General features: G+C 46.4%; 7 protein-coding genes and 3 tRNA genes. 9 read left to right on the forward strand and 1 reads right to left on the reverse strand.

The window, feature by feature from the left end:
• Window positions 1-43: 43 nt before the first annotated feature.
• The gene (locus WMO65_RS17370) at window positions 44-1,243 is read right to left on the reverse strand and encodes a uroporphyrinogen decarboxylase family protein (protein WP_349064566.1); all 1,200 of its coding nucleotides are present in this window, start codon (window positions 1,241-1,243) and stop codon (window positions 44-46) included.
• A gap of 316 nt (window positions 1,244-1,559) precedes the next feature.
• On the opposite strand from WMO65_RS17370, the gene WMO65_RS17375 reads away from it, so the two are divergent.
• The 9 genes from WMO65_RS17375 (at window position 1,560) to WMO65_RS17415 (ending at window position 8,384) form a co-directional block, all read left to right on the forward strand.
• Entirely contained in the window at window positions 1,560-2,684 is a 1,125-nt protein-coding gene (locus WMO65_RS17375; protein WP_187370565.1) for a CdaR family transcriptional regulator, read from the forward strand.
• Window positions 2,685-2,904: 220 nt separating this feature from the next.
• Window positions 2,905-3,978, forward strand: a complete 1,074-nt coding sequence (locus tag WMO65_RS17380; RefSeq protein WP_148392107.1) for a TRAP transporter substrate-binding protein — start codon at window positions 2,905-2,907, stop codon at window positions 3,976-3,978.
• Window positions 3,979-4,061: 83 nt separating this feature from the next.
• Window positions 4,062-4,544, forward strand: coding sequence for a TRAP transporter small permease (locus WMO65_RS17385; protein WP_227211029.1), 483 nt, complete (start codon window positions 4,062-4,064; stop codon window positions 4,542-4,544).
• Window positions 4,545-4,560: 16 nt separating this feature from the next.
• Window positions 4,561-5,859, forward strand: coding sequence for a TRAP transporter large permease (locus WMO65_RS17390; protein ID WP_227211027.1), 1,299 nt, complete (start codon window positions 4,561-4,563; stop codon window positions 5,857-5,859).
• A 168-nt stretch (window positions 5,860-6,027) separates the two neighbouring features.
• On the forward strand, window positions 6,028-6,549 hold the full coding sequence (gene dcd, locus WMO65_RS17395; protein ID WP_033142491.1) for a dCTP deaminase: 522 nt from the start codon (window positions 6,028-6,030) through the stop codon (window positions 6,547-6,549).
• Between the two features lie 100 nt (window positions 6,550-6,649).
• A complete protein-coding gene (locus WMO65_RS17400; RefSeq protein ID WP_148392110.1) occupies window positions 6,650-7,828 on the forward strand; it encodes a M20/M25/M40 family metallo-hydrolase in 1,179 nt (392 codons plus the stop codon).
• 267 nt (window positions 7,829-8,095) lie between these two features.
• A tRNA-Val gene (locus WMO65_RS17405) sits at window positions 8,096-8,168 on the forward strand.
• A 31-nt stretch (window positions 8,169-8,199) separates the two neighbouring features.
• A tRNA-Met gene (locus tag WMO65_RS17410) sits at window positions 8,200-8,273 on the forward strand.
• Between the two features lie 38 nt (window positions 8,274-8,311).
• Window positions 8,312-8,384, forward strand: a tRNA-Val gene (locus WMO65_RS17415).
• Window positions 8,385-8,387 lie beyond the last annotated feature (3 nt).

Raw genomic sequence — 8,387 nt, forward strand, 5'->3', positions numbered from 1 at the left:
TCGCAGGGTATAGAAAAAATATACCCTGCGGTTTTTTTGCTTTTCATCGAACCGGCCCGAACTCCGCTGCCTTTTTCTGAAGGTATAAGATTCTGTCAAATTTGGCTGCGGGAGGTACCGTATCGGCTATGGATAAAATAAGGTGGTCACCTCTTCCGAGATTCTCGAATTTTTCTTCCACGTACCTTTTAAAGGTCAGGTCATTCATGGAATCCTCCAGCACGGAAATGGACGGAATACCGCCCCAGACCGTACATTTATCCCCGAACATTCGCCTGGTATCCTCAAGGGAAATCTTAGTCATAGGAGCCGGACAGATAGAATCGGCAATATCAAATCCTGATTTTAAGTAGAGCTCCATAAGGCCTGTATTCTCTCCGTCTGTATGAGTGGCGATGAATTTGCCCCGGGTATGTGCCATATCCGACTGTTCTTTCAAGGCGGGCATAATGTATTCTTCAAACATGGCGGGCGCAGTAAAGGAAGTATCGTAGTTGGCGCCTGAGAGTATGATCTCCGCGGGGCTGTTTAACGCGGCATCGAATAATTTACTGCAGAACGGTGTGATCTGTTCTATGAATTCGTTCATTTCATCCGGATTATCATACTGCTCATAATAATAAGTATCAAATGCCATCAGTTCTTTGATCAGATAATGCCCCGGAGATGCCCACATGGCGGCCAGTGCCACGGCAACACCGCGGTCCTGGATGAACTCCTGCTGGAAGCGTGTATAATTTTCATAATCAGGGATGACTTCCATGTTGTCAAAGATATATTTCATTGCAGGGTAATCATCCATGGATTTAATGGCATGTTCCTTTATAACATACAGGGTAATACCATTTTTTTTCATATCCTGGCTGTGCACTACCGTGGTGGTGATATCCCCTTTGGGAGTCTCATATTTTACTTTGAGAATACCGTCGCCGCTGCGTTCATATGTGCGTTTTACATTGTGGAGCTTGATCCGGTAAGGGTGGTTTTTCAGATGATAGATGCCGAGTCCCACATCCAGGTCCCCTTCTTCCGGGTCTGTGAAATCTTTAAAATCAGGGATAATGGCGTGATAGCCAAGTCCAAGATCATCCACCATTTCCCGCAGGGTTGCATGCTGATACGGTGCAGGAAGTGTACCGTTTCTGGAATTTGCGTTATACCAGATATCCAGGCGTGGAATGAAAGGCAGAGTGTCTGTTGGCTGTCCTTTCAGGGCAGCCAGTATTCGTTCTTTCGGTGTCATAAAGTCCTCCTTTACTCTTATCCACTGCGGGGTAGATGGATATTTGTACTTGATTTTTGTTGAGTATAGCATAAATGAATCAGGTTTCCCATGGGACAGGAAAACAAAAAAAGTGCAGGAAATTGTGTCGTGAAAACACAAAAGCATGTTAAAATATTCCAGCACACTTTTAACTCTGGACAAGATATTTTCGGAATGTTATCATAAAATACAAATGAATTCTGTTAAATTTCGGGGCGTTTCCCCGGACCTTTTTGGCGGGGCGGGTATCGCTCTTTTTAAAATGGATGGAAACAGAGAGAATGGAGGAATCAGTTTGCTGGATAATTTTTTGGCGGAAAAATTTATTAAAAAAGCGGGGGAGTCCACAGAATACAATATTAATATTATGGACGAAAAAGGGGTGATTATAGCCAGCAAGGACGCAGAGCGGATCGGCAATTTTCATGAGGTGGCGTACTGGATCATTCATGGGGATGAAGAGATCATTGATGTCCCTGACGGAGGAAAATATCTGGGCGTAAAGCCGGGAGTCATGCTTCCCATTGTGCACAGGGGAAAGAGGACAGGAGCTATAGGAGTCACCGGCGAGCCGGATGAGGTGCGTGACATCGCCAAGGTCATGAAATTCGCAATTGAGACCATGTATGAATTTGAGTCGCAGCATGAGCTGAGCGCAAGGCGCAGGAGCATGAAGGAAAGATTTATATATGGCATTTTGTCAAATGAGGTTGCGGATATTGAGAAATTAAAGGAGGATGCAGAGACACTGGGGTGGGACGAATCCTGTGTACGGCTGCCGGTCCTTCTTTTTTTGGATGAGATGGCAGATATGCCCACTGTTTTGAGAAAATTAAAAGAAAGCGCACTGTACAGCCGCCAGGATATCATATCGGTGGTACAGGACAAAAATGTGATCATATTCAAAAGCTTTAAGCCGGATACGTCCAGTCTCTGCCGGTATAAGGAGATCATTGCAGAATCCATTGCCTCCTGTAAAAATTATCTGGATATGGTCGGTGCGGACTACCAGTTTCTTGTAGGGACTTTTCAGAACCGTTTTGAAAAATACAGGATCGGATATCAGCACTGTATCTGGATGAGAGACCGTGTGAAAGAACAGATCAGCTATTTCTACGAACATGTAAATGAGTATATGAAATCCCTGATTGCCATGGTGGAATACCGGGATATTTACGGGGTGTACGAACAGCTTTTAGATGAAAAGGGCAGGGAAAATATACTGGAGGTCGTGGAATCCCTGCAGAAGAATAATTATAATTTCAATGCCAGCAGCAAGGAGCTTTATATACATAAAAATACACTGGTATTCCGCTTTAATAAGATAAGGGAGCTGCTGGGTGTGAATCCCATGCAGCAGGTAGCTGACCGGGAGTTCCTGGAATATCTGCATTATTTTGTCAAGAACAACAGGACATAACGGTAATTATGCTGATAACACAAAAATCAAATATATTTTTATGCTGAGGTGTCATGGTAAAGGAATTAGCAATCATGTACAATGATTTTAAGCTAATTACCTGTAAACTGAGTGAATTCGGAAAAGGTTTCTGCTTTATGCGGGGTGTGGAAACAGATAATCAGACAAGGGTAAGGCCGTAAACCAAATACATGAGAAATTTCAAAATGGAGGGAAGCAAATGAAAAGAAAATTGGTTTGTATATGTCTGAGTATGGCTGTATTTGGCACATTGCTGTCAGGCTGCGGGGAAGGGAAAAGTGAGAAAGAGTCAGGAGGCAGCGGGCAGGCGGATGTGGATGTGGAATCCTATGATTTCAGCCAGGATAAATCCTTCGATATTACAGCCGGAGGAATCCAGGCAGCGGAGGATACAGTTACGCTGGCCATGCAGAAAATGGCAGATGAAGTGAAGGAAAAATCCGGTGGAACCATTACCATCACTGTATCTCCGGCGGCGCAGCTTGGAGATGCGACGAGTCAGATGGAGGCAGTATCCCTGGGAACCCAGGAGATGTTCGTGGATGCCGGTTCCTGGCTTTCCACATTTGTGGATGATGCCCAGGTGACCTCCATGTTTTTCCTTTTTAAGGACGAAGATCACTACAGAAAATTCCTGAAAAGTGATATCAATGCAGACATGGAGCAGCAGCTCATTGACCAGCAGGGAATCAGGGTAGTTGCCAACAACTGGCTCAGATCCCCAAGATCTATCTCCTGTGCAAAAGAGATCACATCGCTGGGAGATTTAAAGGGCCTTAAGATGCGGGTGCCGGATATCAAATCCTATATGGAATCCGCAACTGCGCTGGGCCTGGGAACTGCCCAGGTAGCGTGGGGCGAGACATATCTCGCACTTCAGCAGGGCGTTGTGGATGCGTGTGAGTCCCCATTGGATTCTATCTATACCATGAAGTTTTATGAGCCCACGAAACAGGTTACTCTGACAGAACATATCCGCGATAATGCGGCGGTTTATATGAATGATGATCTGTATGGAGAGCTCAGTGACGCCCAGAAAAAAGTGCTGACAGAGGCAGCCCAGAATGCAGGTGACTGGTACACAGATGAAGTGAAAAAAGTATCTGAGGAATATAAAGAGACTATGGAATCTGAGGGAACCAATTTCTCCACACCGTCAGACGAAGCAATTCAGGAAATGTCAGATGTGATTGCGGGTAAAGCCGCTGAACTGGAGGAGAGCGGTGCCTGGAAAAAGGGACTTTTTGAGGATATCAAAGCGCTTGCGAAATAATAAAAGATGTATGCGTATTTTACTGCCGCGGCCTGTCTTGCTGCGGCAGTATATCAATTGGGAGGTGGGAAGCTTTGAAGTTTGTGAAAAAATTTATAAAGATTGCCGGTACAGTTCAGTGGTATATGGGTGTTGTCTGTATGCTGACGATCATGATTTCCGTGACAGCGGGAGTGATCTGCAGAAAATTCTTCAACAGTCCCCTTAACTGGGTGGAGGAATTATGTACCTTTCTCTTTATTTACCTGGCTTTTTGCGGGGCCAGTGTGGCGGCTATGAACAAGAAGCATGTGAGTGCGGATTTTCTGACGACCAAACTGTCTTCAAAGGCTAACAAGATTCTGTTGATAAGCCAGAGGGTATTGATGATCCTGCTTTTGGCGGTTATGTTCTTTGGAGCCATTATCTTGCAGCCGAAAATGATGGGGCACTCCAGTACCAACCTGGATCTGCCGAAAAATCTTTACTATATTCCCATACTGTTCAGCTCTTTCTATATGGTCTGCGTTTACATTGTGGAGCTGATCGAGATGGTAAAAGGCACTTACACAACTGAACCGGGTTGAGAAAGGAGAAGAAAAAATGGGATTTAACATAACTATACTGCTGCTCACATTTTTGATCTTACTGTTTATCGGAATGCCCATAGCCTTCGCTTTGGGGCTGCCCGGTCTGGTATATCTTCTGATGCAGGGAGGTTCCGTTTCCATTGTCAACCTGCCCCATTCGATGACAACGCCTCTGTTTTCCTATGTGCTGATCGCGCTTCCGGCATTTTTGCTGTCCGGCCGTATGATGAACTCTGCGGGAGTGACTACCAGGCTGTTTGACGCAGCTCTGGCAATCGTGGGACGGTTCAAAGGCGGGCTTGCCTATGCAAATGTGGTGGCAAGCATGATGTTTGCCTCTATGTCGGGAACAGCGGTGGGGGATACCGGAGGACTGGGCGCGATCGAGATGGAAATGATGGATAAAGCCGGCTATAAGAAATCTTTTTCAGCAGGTATTACCGCTTCCTCCAGTGTGATCGGGCCGCTGATCCCTCCATCGGTTGCCATGGTTGTTCTTGGCGCTTCGGCGGGAATTTCAACGGGAAAATTATTTTTAGGCGGCCTGATACCCGGGATTATTATGGGACTGGCTCTGATGGTGTCTATCTTTGTCCAGTCCAGGACAACAAAGGAAGGAAAAAACTGGCCGGTTACCAAGATCCCGGCAAAAGAAATCCCCGTCAAACTGCTGAAAGCAGTTCCGGCGCTTATGTCACCGGTTATTATTATCGGCGGTATTACCACAGGTGTTTTTACGCCTACAGAAGCCGCGATTGTGGCTATTGATTACTCGATCATTCTGGGTATTGTATATAAGGAACTTACATTCAGGAGCTTTATGCAGGCGCTGAAGGACGCGGTGGAGACGTCAGGGACCTTTATGCTGATCATTGCCATCGCAGGATTTTTTACCTGGATCATTACGAAGGAAGGGCTGGCTACCGTACTGCAGAATATGCTGTCCCCTCTGTATTCGGCAGGCCCGGTATTTGTGCTGCTTGTGCTGGCCGTCATATTGGTCATTGTGGGATGTTTTATGGATACCACGGCTGCTATTTTGCTGATAACACCCATCTTTATGCCAATCATCAATAATCTGGGACTGGACCAGGTACATTTCGGTGTGATGATGACGGTTGCCCTGATTTCAGGAATTGTTACACCGCCGTTTGGCATATGCCTGTTTGTCATGTCTGATGTGTCGGGACTTCCGGTGTCCACCGTGACAAAAGAGTGTGCCAAGTATCTTCCTGCAATGTTCCTTGTACTGCTGCTGATCATTTTCTGTCCGGCGCTGTCCACTTGGCTGCCGAATCTGTTTTATTCCTGATCGTTACACGATACGTGATATATATGCTGTCTGATATTTTACACAATATCAGACAGCATTTTTTCATGCTCTTGTCATTTTTACTGCAGAAATGATATACTCAAGACAGTATACGGAATGCAATCGAATGAATGCGGCAATAAATATCAGTATTGGAGGACAAAAACAATGATATTATCAGGAAAAGAAATCAAAAAGCACATGGGCCGGGAGATCATTATCGAGCCGTTTGACGAAAAGCGGATCAATCCAAACAGCTACAACCTCTCTCTTGCAAATGAGCTTTTAGTCTACGACACACCGGTTCTGGATATGAAGAAACCAAACCCGGTCAAAGAGCTCATCATCCCGGAGGAGGGGCTTATTTTGGAACCAAACAAGCTGTACCTTGGCAGAACGAAAGAATATACCAGAACGGACTATTATGTGCCCATGCTGGAAGGACGTTCCTCCACGGGCAGGCTGGGCCTGTTTATCCATGTGAGTGCGGGATTTGGGGATATTGGCTTTGCCGGCCATTGGACGCTGGAGATATTCTGCATCCATCCGGTGAAGATATATCCAAATGTGGAGGTGTGTCAGATTTATTACCACGATATTGACGGGGAATATGACCTTTACAAGAGCGGTAAATATCAGAATAACACAGGGGTAGAGGCCAGTAAAATGTACCAGGATTTTGAAAAATAAAGAGATTTCGGCAGCAGTCCAGCTATAGGATTGTCATGGGCCGGCGGGCGGATCGTTTCATTTTCCGTGCGCCGGCCTGCATGGGGAAAAGGAGAAGGCTATGACACAGGAAGCGATTCGGAATCAGGCAGGGAAATATTTTGATAAGGTAAAGGCACTGGCGGATTATCTGACAGAACACCCGGAGATCAGCGGGGAGGAAAAGGAATCCTGCGCGTACATAACGAAGTTTCTCAAAGAAGTGGGGTACGAGATAACAACGCCGTATGCAGGGATGCCTCATTCGTTCCTGGCTGTGGACAAAGAGAAGAAGGAGTTTCAGGGGCCAAAGGCGGCATTTCTGTGCGAATATGATGCCCTGCCTGAGGTGGGGCACGCCTGCGGACACTCCTATAGCTGTGCCGTCAGTATACTGGGAGCGCTTGCCCTGCGGGAGGCATATCCTGACCTGCCGGTGAGGATTGATCTGATCGGCACGCCCGGTGAGGAATTTGTAGGCGGAAAATGTTATATGACAGAGAACGGGGGCTTTGACGGCTATCAGTATGCGGCCATGGTGCATCTCAACAATGAGAATGTCACCTATTTTCAGGTACTGGCCTCCAATGACAGATACTTTACCTTCCGCGGAAAAGCAGCCCATGCCTCCGCGTGTCCGGAGGAGGGGCTGAATGCCCTGAACGCGGCCCGTCTTTTTATGGAGGCCATGGATATGTGGCGGCAGCATATCACAAAGGACTGCCAGTTCCACGGCATTGTGGCAAAAGGAGGGGCAGCTCCTAATATTGTCCCGGATGAGGTGTGTCTGGATTATTATTACAGGGCAGCCACTATTGAAAATCTGTGGAAGCTCAACAGAATCTCAGAGACCTGCGCAAAAGGCGCAGCCATGGCTGCAGGAACGACTGTGGAGTGGAGCCAGCGGTATCCGGACTACGGGGAAATCTACTGGAATGATTATATGGACGAAATCATGCAGAAACTGTTTTCGGATACCAAAAGAGTGACCGTGAGATCAAAAGGTCCCGGAGGTTCCACGGATCTGGGAAATGTAAATCTTAAGATCCCCGTGTTCCATCCCATGATCGACATTACCGGCAGCCGGAAGGACATCGTGATCCACGACAGGGAATTTGAGAGACTTCTCCACACAGAAGCAGCCGCAGAAGTCCTGAGAGACGGCGCGTATATCATAGCCGGACTGGGATATAAGCTGGCGTCGGAGCCGGAAGTGATGGAGAGGATAAAAGAGGACCACAGAAAATACAGAAATCTGTAAAAGGCTACCTATTAATTGCCAGAAACCTTCAGAAAATAAGAGAAACACTTACAACATGTAATGATTTCATAGAGGCCGGAATAAATAAATTATGTAAGCTTTATATTTATTCCGGCCCTAAAATCAAGGCTGTCTTGTGTTCGTTTTTAGTGCAAGGCGGAATGATAAGGATTTTTGTAAAATTTTGAAAAAAGGTATTGACAATTGACACAATTTAAGGTTATAATAGCAAAGCAGTCAAGCGATGGCAAACACTGCTAAATAAATGGGATCTTAGCTCAGCTGGGAGAGCATCTGCCTTACAAGCAGAGGGTCATAGGTTCGAGCCCTATAGGTCCCATTCTTTTGCCAAAAGCAGAAGGATAACAGATGGCGAGATAGCTCAGCTGGCTAGAGCATACGGTTCATACCCGTAGTGTCGAGGGTTCAAGTCCCCCTCTCGCTATTTGCTGTACAAGCAGCATACAATCAAATAAAAGTCTTGGGATCTTAGCTCAGCTGGGAGAGCATCTGCCTTACAAGCAGAGGGTCATAGGTTCGAGCCCTATAGGTCCCATTC

The organism is Blautia caccae (genome assembly GCF_040095955.1).
In the GTDB taxonomy this organism is placed as follows: Bacteria; Bacillota; Clostridia; order Lachnospirales; family Lachnospiraceae; genus Blautia; species Blautia celeris.